This window comes from Micromonospora sediminimaris (assembly GCF_016863575.1).
GTDB lineage: Bacteria > Actinomycetota > Actinomycetes > Mycobacteriales > Micromonosporaceae > Micromonospora > Micromonospora sediminimaris.
The window spans coordinates 22,802-38,706 of the sequence record NZ_BOPD01000049.1; the positions used below are offsets into that span (position 1 = coordinate 22,802).

A 15,905-nucleotide genomic window follows, 5' to 3' on the forward strand; every position below is an offset into this window, starting at 1 on the left:
CTCAGTGGCAGAGCATTCGACACGCGACGGCGAGGAGTTTCGATGAAGGCGATCGTGCAGCACCGGTACGGTTCACCCGACGTCCTGCGGCTGCGTGAGGTCGACGTACCGACGCCCGGCGACGACGAGGTGCTGGTCCGGGTGCGGGCGAGTTCGGTTAACGCGTACGACTGGCACGCCATGCGGGGCGACCCGTACCTGTCTCGGCTGACGTTCGGGCTCCGCCGGCCCACCGCGCCGGTCCGGGGCCAGGACTTCGCCGGTCGGGTCGAGGCGGTCGGCCGGGCGGTGACCCGCTTCCGGCCCGGCGACGAGGTGTACGGCGAGGCCGGGCCCGCCGGTGGCGCGTTCGCCGAGTACGTGTGCGTGGCCGAGAACCTGGTGGCGGCGAAGCCGGCAAACCTGAGCTTCGAGCAGGCGGCGGCGATCCCGCTGGCCGCCACCACCGCCCTGGTCTGCCTACGCGACGCCGCCGAGCTCCGGGCCGGGCAGCACGTTCTGATCAACGGGGCGTCCGGCGGGGTGGGCACCTTCGCGGTGCAGTTGGCCAAGGCGTACGGCGCGCAGGTGACCGCGGTGTGCCGGACCCGCAACGTCGAACTGGTCCGGTCGCTCGGTGCGGATCATGTCGTCGACTACACCAGGGAGGATTTCACCCGCACCGACGCCGTCCGCGCCGGCCGCCGCTACGAGGTGCTGCTCGATCTGGTCGGCAACCGGTCGTTGACCGACTGTCGGCGGGTGCTGACCACCGACGGGACACTGCTGCTGTCCGGCGGCGGCGTGTTCACCGGCGGCAGTGTCTTCGGGCCGATGAGCATGCTGATCCGGGGGCCGTTGGTGGGGCGTTTCGTCAAGCACCGCATCGTCGCGCCGTTCGCGGCGGCCGGTCGGGGGCACCTCGCGACGCTGCGGGAGTTGGCCGAGTCCGGCAAGTTGACCCCGGTCATTGACCGGACCTACCGGCTGGACGAGGTACCCGACGCGATCCGGTACGTGGAGACCGAACACGCCCGCGCCAAGGTCGTCATCAGCATTTTCTCGGACAACTCACGGTGATCCAGCCCTCGTTTCACCACCGATCGGTGCTTGTTGCTGCAACGATGCAAGGCGTGGGAACTGCGAAGACTACGACGCCCGCCATCTCGCCCCTCACCGGCGAGCCGATCAAACCTGCCGATGCCGAGCGCCTCGCGGGAGTGCTGAAGGCATTTGCCGACCCGGCGCGGCTGCGGCTGCTCAGCCTCATCCAGTCGTCTCCGACGGGGGAGGCGTCCGTGAGTGACCTCACCGCGCCGCTCGGACTTTCCCAGCCGACCGTGAGTCATCACCTGCGGATTCTGACCGAGGCTGGCCTGCTGGAGCGGGACAAGCGTGGCGTCTGGGCGTACTACCGCCTGGTGCCGTCCGCGATCGCCGCGATCGCCGACCTGTTGACGCCACCCCGTAAGCGGGCGGCGAAGAAGAGCCGCTGACGGGCCGTCGAAGGCCGGCCTCCGAGCCGGCCGACCCGGCACCCGTCCTGCGGTACGTCACTGAGCCGATGGCCGTTCTCATGGCCATCGGCCCGTCGGCGTTTCCAGCCGACGACGGATGCGGTGGCCACATTGTGGGCGATCAGGGAAAACCCATCGACGTTCATCTATAGTTTACCGAACGCGTGGATCCCGTCCCATCCATCCGAGTCAGGACAGAGCCATGAAACGCATCCCGCTGAGAGCCATTCTCCCCGTCGGGCTCGCGATCGCACTGATCGCCGGCCCACTGGGGGCACCGGCCACCGCGCAGGCGACCGTACCCATCACGCTGACCGGCGCCAGCGCCACCAGCCCCAGCGCCGACGTCACCATCGCCGGACGGGCCGTGACGATCACCGCGCCGGGCACCTACGAGATCAGCGGCACCCTCAACGACGGCTATCTGAACGTCGACACCGCCGCCTCGGGTGCCGTCGAACTGATCCTCAACGGCGCCACGATCAGCAACTCCAGCAACGCGCCGTTGCAGGTCGCCGACGCCGACCAGGTCGTGATCACGCTCGCTGCCGGCACCACCAACCGACTCTCCGACGCGACCAGCTACGTCTATCCGGACCCGAACACCGACGAGCCGAACGCCGCCCTGTTCAGCAAGGCGGACCTGCGGATCACCGGAACCGGTGCGCTGACCGTGCGGGGCAACGCGTACGACGGCATCACCAGCAAGGACGGCCTGGTCATCGAGTCCGGCACGATCACGGTGAACGCGGTCGACGACGGCATCCGGGGCAAGGACTTCCTCGACATCACCGGAGGCAACCTCGACGTCACCGCTGGCGGCGACGGCATCAAGTCCGACGACACCGAGGCGGACCGGGGACGACTCGCCATCACGAACGGCACCGTGCGGGTGAACGCCGGTGACGACGCCATCAAGGGCGAGAACACCGTCGCCATCTCCGGCGGCGCCGTCACCGTCACCAACTCCTACGAGGCGATCGAGAGTCGGCAGGTCACCATCAGTGGCGGCACCGTCAACGTCACCGCCCGCGATGACGCGATCAACGCGGTCGAGGAGGGGTACGGCGACTTTGATGTGGCACCGAACGCCTTCGTCCGGTTCACCGGCGGGACCACCCTGGTCAACTCCAGCATCGACGGCATCGACTCCAACGGTTCGGTGACCTTCGCCGCCGGCACCGTCGTGGTCAGCGGACCGAGCACCGGCAGCCCCGGTGAGGGCGCGATCGACTCGAACGGCCCGGTCCACTTCAACGGCGGCACGATGCTCGGGGCGGGCTCGACCTCGATGGCGGTGCTGAGCCTGCCGCCGACGTCGGGTCAGGGTTGGGTCGCTCCCCAGTTGTCCAGCAGCCAGCCGGCCGGCACCCTGCTTCACCTGGTCTCCGGGGGGCAGGTGCTCGCCTCCTACCGCTCCCCCAAGAACTTCCGGGAGGTGGTCTTCTCCTCCAACCGGATCCAGCACGGACAGACCTACGAGGTCTACCTGGGCGGTAGCCTCTCCGGCACCACGGTTGGCGGCATGGCCACCAGTGGCGGCAGCATCGCGGGAGCCACCCGACTGATGACCGTCGTCGCCGGCCAGTACCGCGGCGGCCTGGTGGGCTGGCCCCCCGGCGGCCCGGGCTGGCCGCCGCCGACCACCCCGCCGCCCACCACCCCGCCCCCGAGCCCGACCACCCCGCCGCCGAACCCGACGACCCCGCCACCGAGCGCTGGGGGCTGTACGGCGACCTACAGCGTCGCCGGTCAGTGGCAGGGCGGATTCCAGGGTGAGGTGCGGGTCACCGCCGGCTCGTCCGCGATCAACGGTTGGCGGGTGTCCTGGACCTTCGCCAACGGCCAGACGATCAGTCAGGCGTGGAACGCGACCATCAGCGCCAGCGGTTCGGCGGTGACGGCGACAAACGTCTCCTTCAACGGGTCACTCGGTGCCGGAGCCAGTGCCACCTTCGGATTCCTCGGCAGCTGGAACGGCAGCAACAGCGTACCGACCCTGTCCTGCACCGCGAACTGATCGGTATCCACCGCCCATCGGGGAGCCCGGCACCACCTGGTGCCGGGCTCCCCTGGCCGTGAGCTGCCAGACTGCTCGCATGCTGCCCCCGCGCTGTCACGTCTGTCACCTCGAACCAGCTCAGTCACCGCTCGGCGACGCGCGCAGCGACTTCGTGCTGGTGTACTTCGCCGACGCCGTCAACCCCCCACCCGGCTGGGTGGGGCATCCGGCAGGTGCGGTGTGGTTCTGCGGGGAGCACGCGTCGCTCGGCGAGGAGCGGGAGCATTTGGGCAGCGACACCGCACTGCGCGACATCGACGCCGTACTCGGCCGGCTGCCCGGACGACTGTCGAAGACCGACCGCTAGCGAACCCCCGGCGTCGGTAAGGGCCGGGGAAGCTCTGTACGGCAGGTGTTCGCCTGAACGATGACCCAGCTTTGTGGCATCGTCCAGTAGAGATATGTTCATGTTTGCCTATGAGTGGACACCACCTCCATCACTGTCATCACGACCACCGACCCGCCGACGAGGTGCCGTACGGTCAGGTCAACGTCCCGCCGATGTTTCGCCGACGGGCGCTGCTGGCCGGCGCCGGCGGCGCGCTAATGCTGGCCGCGCTGCCGGCCTCGGCCCAGGCGGCCAGCACGACGATGGCCAGCGCCCCAACCGCAACCACGGCGGCGGGCGCCGCTCGGACCTCCCTGGTCAGCCAGGGCACGATGCTGGTCCACGCCGACATGCACAACCACACCGTCGTGTCGGACGGTGACGGCAGCCCCGAGGCCGCGTTCGCCTCGATGCGCGAGGCCGGTCTGGATGTCGCCGCGCTCACCGACCACGCCACGCTCTTCGCCATCGAGGGGATCAGCTCGTCCGAGTGGCGGACCACCGGCGACCTCGCCAACGCCGCGAACGACCCGGGCCAGTTCACCGCGATCCGTGGATTCGAGTGGTCCCATCCGTTGCAGGGTCACATAAACGTGTGGAACACCTCTGACTTCGCCGACCTGTGGCGGGCCGGCAGCACCGGCAGCCTGTACCGCTGGCTGACGGGTCGGCCGGGCGGGCTGGCCAGCTTCAACCACCCCGGCCGTGAGCTGGGCCGGTTCGACAACTTCTCGTTCAACGCCTCGGCCCGTGACCAACTGGTGGGGTTGGAGATGTTCAACCGTACCGACGACTACCTGTTCGAAGGCTGGTCGTCCGGGATGACGTCGCCGCTGGTGGCCTGCCTAAACGCCGGGTGGCGGCCCGGCCTCACCGGCGTCACCGACGAACACGGCACCACCTGGGGTTTCCACGAAGGCAAGGGGCGCAGCGGCCTGTGGGTCACCGAGAACACCCGGGCCGCGGTCTTCGAGGCGATGGCGGCCCGCCGATCCTTCGCGACCCGCGTCTCCGGCCTGCGGGTGGACGCCACTGCCAACGACGTACGCATGGGTGGCGTGCTGAACGTGACCTCCGGCGACGTGCGGTTCCTGTTGGACCTCGACCGTGGGCCGGTCTGGGACGGCAAGCCGCTGCGGATCCAGGTCCTGCGGCCCGGCACCTCCGCGCCGACCGTCGTCGATGTCATCGACACGGTCAACGGTCGGGTCACCGACTTCACGGTGCCGCTCGACGTCGCCGACGGCGACTGGGTGGTGCTCCGCGTCTCCGATCCGTCGCTGCCCAACGGCACACCCGGGCCGGCTGGTCACCCGTGCAACGACTTCGGAGTGGCGTACACCAGTCCGTGGTGGCTACGCCCCTGAGCGCGAGCGTCCCGTTCCGGCGGGGCCCGGGTCACGCGTGGTGGGCCGACGACGGGAGTCGCCGGCCCACCACGTCGCGTGTTACCGGACCCGTAGCTGCTGGTGGACCCCAGCGGCGGGCGCGTAGTTCCGGTCACCGGAGTAGGCGACGTGGACCGGGTACACACCTGCCGAGAGCCCGGTGGTCGGCAGCTTCACCATGGCCTTGCCGCCGTCCAGTGGCACCACGTGGGTGCCGCCACCGAAGGTGACAGTGATTTCGCCTGTCACCTTCGGCGCCTTCTTGTGCTGGGTCTGTGCCCGCACGTTGACGTGCAGCTTGAAGGTGCCACCACTGGCGATCGACGCCGGCGTGGCCTTCGCCTTGACCACTGTCTGCGCCGTGCCCACGGTGCCGACCTCCGACCAGAGGTGGTCGCGGGCGAAGATCGTGAACAGTTGGCTCGCCGTCATGCCGTCGTGCGCACCGGGGACCTGGGTCGTCCTGGCGGCGTATCCCCGAGCCCGGAAGTTGTCCGCGATGGCGTTCTGGGCGTTGAGGTTGCCCTCGAAGACACCGTTGCCGAGGAACACGAAGAGGTCGTCGTCCCCGACTGCGGCTGCGACGTTGTCGTAGTCCTGAGCGGACAGGGACGGGTTGCCGGAGAAGTGCCCGTAGTAGGCGAACGTGGTCGGGTAGCCCCTGATGACGTGGGCGCCCGTCATGCCGCCATAGGAGAAACCGGCGTAGGCGCGACCTTCTCGCTCGGTCGAGACGTTGTACTTCTCCTCGATGAGCGGAAGGATCGTCTGGACCAGGTTGTTGGCGGCGTTCGTCTGGTTGTAGGAACCGAAGCCGAGGCTGGTGCCGGTGAAGTGGTTCCCCATGGTGACCACCACGGTGGGCTCGATCTCGCCCTTGGCCGTCATGTTGTCCAGGATGTTGGGGACGTTCGCCGGGACCATGAAGTCGGTCTCGTCACCGAAGATGCCGTGGGCGAGGTACGCCACCTTGTACGGCTCGGCCCGCTTCGGGTCGTAGTTGGCGGGCAGGTAGACACCGAGGTAGTGGCCGCTGTCGCCGAGAATCGTGGTGTAGGGGATGTAGTTGACGGTGCCACGCTTCTTGCGGTTCGCGATCGGGAGTTCGTACTCCGCACGCGCCTTCAGCACCGGGTCGTTCTGCTTCTTGGCGTACGGCACGTACACCGCATCGAGGACGTCGTTGTTCCTGACCCGGAACGACGACTCACCCGGAGGGCGAGGGTTCGTCGAGGCGGGATCCCAGATGCGCTTGTTCTCCCAGCCCTGGGTGGGATCCCAGACCCGGTACCAGTAGCTGATCCCACCAGCGTGCAGCGGCAGCGAGACCGACCAGTATCCCTTTGAGTCCCTGGTCATGTCCCGGAGGAACTCGGTGCCTCCGGCGTGGTACCGCCCTGGTTGCCACTCTTCAGGCTGGTACCGGGTGTTGCCGGTGTCGAGGTCGAGCAGCGTCAGGTCACCGGCCAGGCGAACCTGTGTCGCATTCGGGTTGTGGTAGACGAACGTGACGGTGTACCCCGTGGGTGAACCGTGGTCCGGCTTGACGGTCGCGCCCTCCACGACCGGGCGCTTCCCGGCGACGGCCGCTGGTGCGGAGAGGGTGGCGCTGGCACCAGCGCCAAGCGACATGACCGCGAGTAACGAGATCGCACGGCTGAGCCGGCGTCTTCCGATCGCTTTCCTCATCTGGGACTACTCCTCTGTGGTCTCTCGCAGCCTCATCGGGATCTACAGCCTTTTTCGGACATTGGCGACCGAGGTACTTCCCGCCTCACCTCCCGCCGAGTGCGCGGCGCGGCCGGGCGCTTGTTCCGGCCCGATGTGGACGACCCGTGCTGGGTACGGCGTAAGCTAAATCGAATTAGCTTCGGTAGTGTGGCCGGGCTCACCTTCGGGTGTCAAGGGTGTTGCCGCGGTGTTAAGTGATCGGTCGCTCCTGGTCACGGCCCGACCGGGGTGGTGCGGCGACTCGAACCGCACCCACCTGACCGCGTCACCTGATCACCGAGCCGGCATGGGCGACCGCTACCAACCATGAATCTGGTGGTGACGGTCGGTGGTCCGCAGCCCCGGCAATGACCAGGTCGGCGTGGCGTCGGGCACACAGCAACGACTCAGCATCCCTGCCTACGCTGGCCGGCATGTCCAGCGACGGTGAGCCTCCCAGTCCTGACCAGCCCGAAGGCCGAGAGGGGTTCTGCTGGTGACTGAGTGGCTACTGCTGGCCGTCGCGGTCCTGCTGATCGCGGCGAACGCGCTGTTCGTGGCTGCGGAGTTCGCCTTCGTGACGGTCGACCGGGCCACAGTCGAGCGCGGAGCGGAGGCCGGCGACCGCCGGGCCGTCGGCCTGCTCAAGGGGCTACGGACGTTGTCCACCCAGCTTTCCGGAGCGCAGTTGGGCATCACCGTCACCAGTCTGGTGGTCGGCTTCCTGGCCGAACCGTCCCTGGCCACGCTGCTGCGTGGCCCGCTCGGGCTGGCAGGTCTGTCCGATTCTGCGGTCACCGCTCTGTCGGTGACCCTGGCGCTGGCACTGGCGACCGGTTTCCAGATGGTCTTCGGTGAACTCGTACCGAAGAACTGGGCGATCGCCGAACCGTTGCGTGTCGGCCGCGCCGTGGCGGGAGCACAGCGTGGCTTCACGACCGCCGCCGGGCCGCTGATCCGGTTCCTCAACGGCACGGCCAACCGGATTCTGCGCCTGGTGGGCATCGAACCGACCGAGGAGCTGGCCTCGGCCCGCTCTCCGCAGGAACTCGCGTCGCTGGTCACCCGGTCCGGCCGGGAGGGCACGCTCGATGCGCGGACCGCGGAACTCGTCGCGCGTTCGATCGATTTCGGTGAGCGCACCGCGGCCGATGTCATGACCCCGCGCAACCGGGTTCAGTTCGTCGCCGCCGACGCGCCCGCAGGGGATGTGCTGCGCCTCGCTGCCGGCAGTGGTCACGCCCGATTCCCGGTCACCGGTGCCGGCGTGGACGACGTCGTCGGCGTGGTGCATTTCAAGCACGCCCTGGCGGTACCCGCCGAACAGCGGGAGACCCGGCCGGTCCGGGCGATCATCGCGGACCTTCCCGAGGTGCCCGAGACCATGCCGCTCGACCCGCTGCTGGCGGTACTGCGAGGGCACGGGTTGCAGGTGGCGGTCGTCGTCGACGAGTACGGGGGCACCGCCGGTGTCGTCACCCTGGAGGATCTCGTCGAGGAGATCGTCGGCGAGATCGCGGACGAGCAGGACGCTCCCCACCGCCGCCACCACCGGGCCGCCGACGGCACCTGGACGCTCTCCGGTCTGCTGCGTCCCGACGAGGCGTCCCGGCTGATCGGCCTCGATCTCCCAGAGGCGCGGGACACCGACACTCTCGGCGGGCTGGTGACCGAGCGTCTCGGTCGCTTCCCGCAGGTCGGCGACACCATCACCGTGCCCGTGGCCGACCGGAACCACCCCGACGCCGACGGGCTGCCCACCTCTGCTTCGGCGGAACTTGCGGTCATCCGGCTCGACGGCCGCCGGGTCGACCGACTCACCCTGCGTCCCTCCGCCGTCCACCAGCCCAGCGAGGAAGCCCGGTCATGAGTGACGTCACCGCGATTCTGCTGGCCGTGGTGTTGCTGGCCGGCAACGCCTTCTTCGTCGGGGCGGAGTTCGCCCTGATCTCCGCCCGTCGTACGCAGATCGAACCTCGTGCGGCGGCTGGCTCCTCCATCGCCCGGGTGACGCTGCGGGCGATGGAGAACGTCTCCCTGATGATGGCCGGCGCGCAACTCGGCATCACGGTCTGCTCTCTCGGCCTCGGCGCGATCGGTGAACCCGCGGTGGCGCACCTGCTGGAGAAGCCTTTCGCCGCCGTTGGAGTGCCCGAGGCGCTGCTGCACCCGATCGCGTTCACCATCGCCCTGGCCGTCGTCGTGTTTCTGCACATGGTGCTCGGTGAAATGGTGCCCAAGAACATCGCTCTCGCCGGTCCGGAACGCTCCGCGCTGATCCTGGGGCCGGTGCTCTACGGCATCGTCACCGTTCTCCGCCCGCTGATCTGGCTGCTGAACCAGATCGCCAACGCGGTTCTGCGGCTGCTCCGGGTCACGCCGAGAGACGAGGTCGCCTCCAGCTTCACCAACGAGGAGATCGCCGGTTTCATCGCCCAGTCCCGGCAGGAGGGACTGATCGACCAGCACGAGCACGACCTGCTCACCGGCGCGCTGGCCTTCAACGACCAGGCCGCCGCTACCGTGGCGCTTCCGCTGGCAGCCCTGGTCACCCTGCCTCAGGACACCACCGTGGCGGAACTGGAACGCCAGTGCGCGGTAACCGGATACTCCCGTTTTCCGCTTACCGATCCGGAGGGCAGGCTCACCGGGTACGTCCACGTCAAGGACATCCTCGGGCTGCCGGCGGAACAGCATGACGAGCCGCTCGACCCGGAACTGATCCGCCCGCTCGTCACGCTGGACGCCGCACGACCGTTGCGCGACGCGCTCACCGTCATGCAACACCGGGGCGCCCACCTCGCCACCGTCGTCGACTCGACCGGCCAACTTCTCGGCCTGGCCGCCCTGGAGGACGTGGTGGAGAAGCTCGTCGGCGAGGTACGCGACGCGACCCAGCGCACCACCGACCCCGCGTTGGCCCACTGACAAAGGGCGCCAGTGGAGGCGCGGCACGACCGGTCCCGATGACCGCGCCAATTGTTGATCATTGTCTGCCGCCTCTACCTGCACATTCCGGGGCGGGAGTCGTGCTGATCAGGACGACGACTCCGGCGAAATCTGAACAACCGATATCAATAGACGATCATTGATATCTTGTCCGATTGGTGTGATACTCGCTGGAAGCGCTCCCAAACCCGTCCCGGTGAGCGCGTCAGAAATGGAGGATGCATCGTGCGTTCACACCATCCCCACCAATCAGGCCGGCAATCCCGGCCCGCCGTCCGGGCGCTGGTCCTGGCACTCACAGTGGTGGCCGCCATGCTGCCCTGGACGGGTGCCGCCCAGGCCCACGGCACTGTGATCAACCCGGCGACCCGCGCCTACCAGTGTTGGCAGAACTGGGGCCACCGGCACATGGATCCGGCGCTGCAGACGCAGGACCCCATGTGCTACCGGGCGTTCCAGGCCAACCCCGACACCATGTGGAACTGGATGAGTCAGCTGCGGGACGGCCTCGGCGGGCAGTACCAGGCCCGTACGCCCGACGGACAGCTCTGCAGCAACGCGCTCTCCAGGAACGACGCGCTGAACCAGCCGGGAGCCTGGAAGGCGACCACCGTCAGCCGCAACTTCACGCTCCAGTTCTACGACCAGGCCAGCCACGGCGCTGACTTCTTCCGGGTCTACCTCACCCGGCAAGGGTTCAATCCGAACACGCAGCGCGTCGGTTGGGGCAACATCGATCTGATCACGCAGACCGGGCGTTACGCGCCGACGCAGAACATCTCGTTCAACGTCTCGACGTCCGGACGCTCAGGACAGCACGTCCTCTTCGTGATCTGGAAGGCGTCGCACATGGACCAGACCTACATGTGGTGCAGCGACATCAACATCGTCTGATCCACCCGATCGCCAGGCGCAGCTCGGCTCCGGCCCGGACGAACGGGTCGGAGCCGAGGTCTGTCGGAGCTGGTGGTCGGGCCTGCCCGATTCTCCGGTGAGGTTCTCGTACGCTGCACCACCGGCAGGCAGCGGGGTAGCCTCGGGCGGGTGCGGATCATCGCGTTCCTGGCCATCTCCGTCGTCGTGCTGATCGCCGTCCTGCTGGTTTCCGTGGTTCTGACGGGCGGTGCGCGACGCCGACGCCATGCCGCGCAGATGTCCGCCCGCTGGGCGGTGCGCCACTACGCCATACCGGGGCGTGGGCACACAGTCGTCGGTGTCACCCTGACCGACGCGGACGGGCGGGTGCACGGCGAGCACGTGGTCGCCCGCATTCCGGACGATGCCCAGGACTGGCAGCGCGACTTCGTCGCCGCCCGTCAGGAGGCCGAGGAGCGCGCATTCCACCTCAACATCGACCGTCCACCGATCGAGGGCTGACGCCGGCTGTGCGACGAAACCATGCGTTGACCGGCCCGCTACCGTCCCTCGTCGCGTACGTCGACGAGGGTGCTGCCGTCACCGAGCTGGTCGCGGGTGATGATGCTCAGGCTGCCGTCCGTCTCCAGCACGACAGCGGCAAGGTCGTGGAGGTCACCCGCGCCCTGGCTGCGGGCGGCCTGCCGGATCTCACTCTCCGCCACCCGGGTGGACCGCAACGTCTCGCTTCGCAGCTGCCCGTCCCGGAGCAGCATGGTGGGCCGGGCCTTGAGCACCTTCTGTGACGGTGGCCAGCGTACGGCGAGCAGCGCGACCGCGTACTGCAACGCCACCAGCAGGATCAGGGCGAGGATTCCCTCCACCAGCGACACGTCCCGCGACAGCAGGATGGTCGCCAGCGTCGAGCCCAACGCGACCGTGACCACGAAGTCGAAGGCGTTCAGCTTGGACAGGGTCCGCTTGCCGGAAACCCGCAGGATCACCACGAGCGCCGGATAGATGATCGCCGCGACCACGAGCAGGCGTACCAGGTCGGCGGTACTCAGGTCATTCACCGAGGTGGCGGAGCCGATTGCTGACGTCGTGCACTCCCGGTGTACGCCAGGCGAGGGCATGGGCCTCGGCACTCATCTCGGCCGTGCTCACCGTGCCGTCGAGCACCACCACCCGGTTCTGCACCTCGATGCAGATTCGCTCCTGACGCAGGCGTGAGTCCTGCTGCATGCTCGCGAGCAGCTGACAGGCCAGTCGGGTGTCTTCGCTTGTGGGCTCGGCGTAGAACAGCGGCGGCAGGTCGTGGGGAAAGAACCAGGGGTGGGTCATGGCTGACTCCTTCAGGGGATTCGTCTGCTACGACTGCCCTACCCGGCGGTCACGGCGGACAACACGACGAACCGATGACGGTCTCTGCCCGTGACTGTGACGGTCGGCGGAGATCGGCAGCTCGACGTTTGCGGCAGTGGATTTCGGGTAGCGGGCCAGCCAGGGTGCCGACCGCGGCTTGGCCGCACGACCGCCGGGAGGACGTCATCGTGACCCGCCGATCGCTCCCGAACGGCACCACGAGCCAGCGCGCGTGGGTGACGTACCTGTGAACGGGCGGCACCGGTCAGGCTGTCGCGACACCGACCACCGACATCGGATCGGGCCGTCCGGACTCGTCCCCGGCCGGTCCGCCAGGCCGGCGCAGCGATGAGCCGGCCCACCGACGAGCAGGCACCGGAGGACGCGGTACTGAACGGTGTCGCCCGCCGGCTCGACAAGCCGATGGGTGCCCTTGGCGTGCTCTTCGTGCTGGTCGTCCTCGGGCAGGCGCTCGCCGGACATCCCACGCTGTCCACGGCCCTGACCGTGCTGGGCTGGGTGCTGTGGGTGGTGTTCGTGGGGGAGTTCGCCCTGCGCGCCTGGCTGGCCCGCCATGACGCCCGCCGGTTCTGGCGACGCAACTGGTGGCAGCTCATCTTCCTGGCCGTGCCGTTCCTCCGGTTCGCCCGGGCCGCCTCCGCCCTGCGTGCCGCCCGAGCCGGTGGCGTCATCACCGCCGCCGTCCGCGGCTCGCGCTCCGCCGGTAGGTTGCTGACCGACCGGATCGCATGGCTGGCAATCATCACCGCGACGGTCGTCCTCAGCGTCGGCCAACTGCTGGTCGTCACCGGCACCTACCGGTCGTACGGACCGGCGCTGCACGAAGTCGCCATGACCACCATCACTGGTGAACCACTCGGCGTCGACGATCCGCTCGCCCAGGTCGTCGAACTGGTACTCGCGATCTACTCGGTGGTCGTGTTCGGCACGCTTGCGGGGGCGTTCGGCGCCTTCTTCCTGAGTGCCGACCGGGAGCGTAAGGCCACCGCGACGTGAGCCGGCCCCGTACTCCCGCCGCCCGACTCGCCGAGATACGGCAGAGTTTCTGGCTCATCCCGGCGCTCTTCGCGGCGAGTGCCGTGGTGGTGGCCATCGGGCTGTCGGTACTGGAGCTGCGGCTGCGGCTGCCGGTCGAGACCATCCTGCCGAGCGGGCCCGCCGGGGCCCGGTCCCTGCTGTCGTCGATCATCACGGCGATGATCTCGTTCACTGCGCTGGTCTTCTCCATCACGGTCGTCGCGCTGCAACTGGCCAGCAGCCAGTACTCCCCGCGGGTGCTGCGCACGTTCCTTCAGGATCGGGTCATCCAGTCGACGCTCGGAACGTTCGTGGCGACTTTTCTGTTCGCGATGGTGGTGCTGGCGGCGCTGCCGGCCCGCGACAGCGAGCGGCTGCCCGAACTCTCGCTCGCCGTGTCGATGTCGCTCGTGCTGGCCAGCACCGCGATGTTCATCTACTACCTGCACCACATCACCACGGTGATGCGGGTGTCGCACATCATCGTCGCCATCGGCGCGCAGACCCGACGCACCATCGAACAGCACGTGCCGGACCGCGAGGAGCCGGCCGAGGTCACGGGCGAGGTGGTGCAGGTCGTGCCGGCCGCAGCGGCGGGCCTGGTCACCAGCGTCGACCTCGCCCTGCTCGCCCGGCTGGCTCGCGAGCACGACTGCGCGATCACAGTCGTGCCGGCGCCGGGAGACTTCGTGTTCACCGAAGCACCGCTGCTGCGCTGCCACCGGCTGCCCAGCGGTGAACCGCGCCCACTGCCCGTCGAGCGCGTCGCCCACTCGGTCACCATCGACGTCGAGCGCACACCGGGCCAGGACGTGGGATTCGGTTTCCGCCAGTTGGCGGACATCGCCACCCGTGCGCTCTCTCCCGCCTCGAACGACGTCACCACCGCGGTTCGCGCCGTCCAGGAGGCGCACGAACTGCTCCGCCGGCTGGCGACCCGGCCCGATCCGGTGGGGATCGTGCGGGACGACGACGGCACGGTGCGGGTGCTGGCGAAGCGTCCCACCTACGACATCTACCTGGCGATGATCATTGACGAGCTGCGGAACGCCGCTGCCGGGGAACCACGGATCAACCGGCTGCTCGACGCCGTCGTCGCCGACCTGGACTCCGTGGCACTCCCTACCCACCGGCCGGCGATCCGGCGGCGGTTGCCGACGAGATGACGGCGGGACCCTTGAGCCCTCGCCGCTGACCATCCGCACTCGCCGCAGAGCACCTGCCTGCCGAGGCGTCAGATCCCGTGTCGGAACGGCGGCCCGGCGTCGGCCAGGAAATCCCGCAACGATCGCGCGGGCCGTCCGGTCACCCGCTCGACGGAGTCGGTGACCTGCGCGAAGCTGCCTGCCCGTACGCGTTCGAAGGTCAGCGCGAAAAGTTCCCGCTCGAAGCCGGTGGTCCCGTCCACGACCTCGTCAATGGTCAGCTCGCGAACGGTCACCGTACGACCTGCCGCGGCGGAGAGCAGCTCTGCGGTGTGCGGCAGGGAGAGTGCCTCCGGGCCGGTGAGCTCGTACACCCGGCCGGCGTGCTCCTCGTTGCGCAGCGCCCGCTCGGCCACGGCGGCGATGTCCCGGGCATCGATCCAGGCCAGGCTGGCGCCACCGCTGGAGAACGGCAACAACCCGTCGGTGATCTGGTCACGGTAGAAACGCGGGTCGGTGAAGACCTGCATGAACCAGCTGGGCCGCAGGATCGTCCACGCGTGACCACTGTCGCGTACCGCCTGCTCGGCACGCGGCGCCCATCCGTCGGTGCCCATGTAGTCGGCGTCCTGCTCGGACAGCAGGACGATCCGGGCCCCGGCGGGCGTCTCGTCAAGCAGTGCGCCGATGAGGTCCGGCGCGTCCGCACGGTCCGGTCGGACGATGTACATGGCGTCCACACCCTCGGTCGCTGCCTTCCACCCGGATGGGTCGTTCCAGGAGAAGGCGGTCGGGCGGACGCCGTCGATGTCGACCGAGGTCGGGTTGCTGCTGCCGCCGAGCACGTCAACGCCCTCCTGCGCGACAAGCAGCCTGGCCAGCGGCATCCCGGTCTTGCCACGGACCCCTGTCACCAGTACGCGGGGCCTGCCGGCCCCCACCGAGCGCGGACTCTTCACGTCGAACCACCCTTTGGTTGATTCACTAAAGTTCCTCGACCCACTAAAGCAGCGTTACCTGAGGGAGTCAACTAATCTGTGCTCATGACCGAGGTGGCGGACGCCCTTGCCCAGCAGGTATGGGACCTCGTCCTCGCCTACGACGCAGCCTACGACCGCGCGGCGCAGGTTGCCGGGCTCAGCGCCGCACAGGCGTGCCTGCTCGAACACCTCTCCGGGGGCAGTCGCCCGATGGGGGAACTCGCCTCGGAGCTGCAGTGCGACGCCTCGAACGTCACCCAGCTCGTCTCCCGAATGGAGACCCGTGGCCTGGTGACGCGGGCGCCCGACCCGGACGACCGGCGGATCAAGCGCGTGTCGATCACCCCGGCCGGGCGTGACGTGCGCCGCGTCGTCCGGGGCGCGTTCGAGTTCCCGGCCGAGCGGCTGGCGCTGCTCACCGACCAGGAGCGGCGCCAGCTTTCCGGCCTGCTGGGGAAGATGTTGGGCACCACGTCGTAGGGCCGTGCCGGTCGCGCCCGGCCGCCTCCCTGGCCTCGAACCCGCCCGGCCGCCTCCCTGGCCTCGAACCCGCCCGGCCGCCTCCCTGGCCTCGAACCCGCCCGGCCCG

At 68.8% G+C, this 15,905-nt stretch carries 16 protein-coding genes; 12 read left to right on the top strand and 4 right to left on the bottom strand.

What is annotated here, in order from left to right:
• Positions 1-42: 42 nt before the first annotated feature.
• The 5 genes from Vse01_RS27680 to Vse01_RS27700 all read left to right on the top strand — a co-directional run bounded on the left by Vse01_RS27680 (position 43) and on the right by Vse01_RS27700 (position 5,253).
• On the top strand, positions 43-1,059 hold the full coding sequence (locus tag Vse01_RS27680) for an NAD(P)-dependent alcohol dehydrogenase (protein ID WP_093411354.1): 1,017 nt from the start codon (positions 43-45) through the stop codon (positions 1,057-1,059).
• A gap of 44 nt (positions 1,060-1,103) precedes the next feature.
• Positions 1,104-1,475, top strand: coding sequence for an ArsR/SmtB family transcription factor (locus tag Vse01_RS27685; RefSeq protein ID WP_093411352.1), 372 nt, complete (start codon positions 1,104-1,106; stop codon positions 1,473-1,475).
• Between the two features lie 223 nt (positions 1,476-1,698).
• Positions 1,699-3,516 (top strand): carbohydrate-binding domain-containing protein, encoded by a 1,818-nt coding sequence (locus Vse01_RS29755; RefSeq protein ID WP_170863646.1) that lies wholly within the window; start codon positions 1,699-1,701, stop codon positions 3,514-3,516.
• A 79-nt stretch (positions 3,517-3,595) separates the two neighbouring features.
• Positions 3,596-3,865 carry a hypothetical protein gene (locus Vse01_RS27695; protein WP_093411348.1) on the top strand — a complete coding sequence of 90 codons (270 nt, stop codon included), beginning with the start codon at positions 3,596-3,598 and terminating at the stop codon, positions 3,863-3,865.
• Between the two features lie 194 nt (positions 3,866-4,059).
• On the top strand, positions 4,060-5,253 hold the full coding sequence (locus Vse01_RS27700; RefSeq protein WP_239104312.1) for a CehA/McbA family metallohydrolase: 1,194 nt from the start codon (positions 4,060-4,062) through the stop codon (positions 5,251-5,253).
• Positions 5,254-5,334: 81 nt separating this feature from the next.
• Here the strand turns inward: Vse01_RS27700 and Vse01_RS27705 are convergent, their stop codons facing one another.
• On the bottom strand, positions 5,335-6,963 hold the full coding sequence (locus Vse01_RS27705; protein WP_093411346.1) for an alpha/beta hydrolase-fold protein: 1,629 nt from the start codon (positions 6,961-6,963) through the stop codon (positions 5,335-5,337).
• Between the two features lie 517 nt (positions 6,964-7,480).
• On the opposite strand from Vse01_RS27705, the gene Vse01_RS27710 reads away from it, so the two are divergent.
• The 4 genes from Vse01_RS27710 (at position 7,481) to Vse01_RS27725 (ending at position 11,310) form a co-directional block, all read left to right on the top strand.
• Positions 7,481-8,854, top strand: coding sequence for a hemolysin family protein (locus Vse01_RS27710; protein WP_093411345.1), 1,374 nt, complete (start codon positions 7,481-7,483; stop codon positions 8,852-8,854).
• Positions 8,851-9,912, top strand: coding sequence for a hemolysin family protein (locus Vse01_RS27715; RefSeq protein ID WP_093411344.1), 1,062 nt, complete (start codon positions 8,851-8,853; stop codon positions 9,910-9,912). The genes Vse01_RS27710 and Vse01_RS27715 overlap by 4 nt, the downstream gene beginning before the upstream one ends.
• A gap of 333 nt (positions 9,913-10,245) precedes the next feature.
• Complete coding sequence (locus tag Vse01_RS27720) at positions 10,246-10,827, top strand: lytic polysaccharide monooxygenase auxiliary activity family 9 protein (RefSeq protein ID WP_093411412.1); 582 nt, start codon at positions 10,246-10,248, stop codon at positions 10,825-10,827.
• A gap of 150 nt (positions 10,828-10,977) precedes the next feature.
• The gene (locus tag Vse01_RS27725) at positions 10,978-11,310 is read left to right on the top strand and encodes a hypothetical protein (RefSeq protein ID WP_093411342.1); all 333 of its coding nucleotides are present in this window, start codon (positions 10,978-10,980) and stop codon (positions 11,308-11,310) included.
• Positions 11,311-11,348: 38 nt separating this feature from the next.
• On the opposite strand, the gene Vse01_RS27730 is transcribed toward Vse01_RS27725, so the two are convergent.
• Together Vse01_RS27730 and Vse01_RS27735 are read right to left on the bottom strand one after the other, a co-directional pair.
• Entirely contained in the window at positions 11,349-11,864 is a 516-nt protein-coding gene (locus Vse01_RS27730; protein WP_232511490.1) for a DUF421 domain-containing protein, read from the bottom strand.
• Complete coding sequence (locus Vse01_RS27735; RefSeq protein WP_093411338.1) at positions 11,857-12,132, bottom strand: BON domain-containing protein; 276 nt, start codon at positions 12,130-12,132, stop codon at positions 11,857-11,859. Before Vse01_RS27735 ends, Vse01_RS27730 begins: the two co-directional genes overlap by 8 nt.
• A gap of 369 nt (positions 12,133-12,501) precedes the next feature.
• Here Vse01_RS27735 and Vse01_RS27740 point away from each other — a divergent pair, with 369 nt between their 5' ends.
• Entirely contained in the window at positions 12,502-13,170 is a 669-nt protein-coding gene (locus Vse01_RS27740; protein WP_093411336.1) for a hypothetical protein, read from the top strand.
• Positions 13,167-14,357: a DUF2254 domain-containing protein gene (locus Vse01_RS27745; RefSeq protein ID WP_093411334.1), complete on the top strand. Its 1,191-nt coding sequence runs from the start codon at positions 13,167-13,169 to the stop codon at positions 14,355-14,357. The genes Vse01_RS27740 and Vse01_RS27745 overlap by 4 nt, the downstream gene beginning before the upstream one ends.
• 68 nt (positions 14,358-14,425) lie before the next feature.
• Here Vse01_RS27745 and Vse01_RS27750 read toward each other — a convergent pair whose 3' ends face one another.
• Positions 14,426-15,295 carry an NAD(P)H-binding protein gene (locus Vse01_RS27750; RefSeq protein ID WP_198413272.1) on the bottom strand — a complete coding sequence of 290 codons (870 nt, stop codon included), beginning with the start codon at positions 15,293-15,295 and terminating at the stop codon, positions 14,426-14,428.
• 84 nt (positions 15,296-15,379) lie between these two features.
• On the opposite strand from Vse01_RS27750, the gene Vse01_RS27755 reads away from it, so the two are divergent.
• Positions 15,380-15,796: a MarR family winged helix-turn-helix transcriptional regulator gene (locus tag Vse01_RS27755; RefSeq protein WP_093411409.1), complete on the top strand. Its 417-nt coding sequence runs from the start codon at positions 15,380-15,382 to the stop codon at positions 15,794-15,796.
• Positions 15,797-15,905 lie beyond the last annotated feature (109 nt).

Coding starts and splice junctions, on each gene's coding strand:
- Vse01_RS27680 (WP_093411354.1), top strand. CDS start 43: ATGAAGGCGATCGTGCAGCACCGGTACGGTTCACCCGACGTCCTGCGG.
- Vse01_RS27685 (WP_093411352.1), top strand. CDS start 1,104: ATGCAAGGCGTGGGAACTGCGAAGACTACGACGCCCGCCATCTCGCCC.
- Vse01_RS29755 (WP_170863646.1), top strand. CDS start 1,699: ATGAAACGCATCCCGCTGAGAGCCATTCTCCCCGTCGGGCTCGCGATC.
- Vse01_RS27695 (WP_093411348.1), top strand. CDS start 3,596: ATGCTGCCCCCGCGCTGTCACGTCTGTCACCTCGAACCAGCTCAGTCA.
- Vse01_RS27700 (WP_239104312.1), top strand. CDS start 4,060: ATGTTTCGCCGACGGGCGCTGCTGGCCGGCGCCGGCGGCGCGCTAATG.
- Vse01_RS27705 (WP_093411346.1), bottom strand. CDS start 6,963: ATGAGGAAAGCGATCGGAAGACGCCGGCTCAGCCGTGCGATCTCGTTA.
- Vse01_RS27715 (WP_093411344.1), top strand. CDS start 8,851: ATGAGTGACGTCACCGCGATTCTGCTGGCCGTGGTGTTGCTGGCCGGC.
- Vse01_RS27720 (WP_093411412.1), top strand. CDS start 10,246: ATGCTGCCCTGGACGGGTGCCGCCCAGGCCCACGGCACTGTGATCAAC.
- Vse01_RS27735 (WP_093411338.1), bottom strand. CDS start 12,132: ATGACCCACCCCTGGTTCTTTCCCCACGACCTGCCGCCGCTGTTCTAC.
- Vse01_RS27740 (WP_093411336.1), top strand. CDS start 12,502: ATGAGCCGGCCCACCGACGAGCAGGCACCGGAGGACGCGGTACTGAAC.
- Vse01_RS27755 (WP_093411409.1), top strand. CDS start 15,380: ATGACCGAGGTGGCGGACGCCCTTGCCCAGCAGGTATGGGACCTCGTC.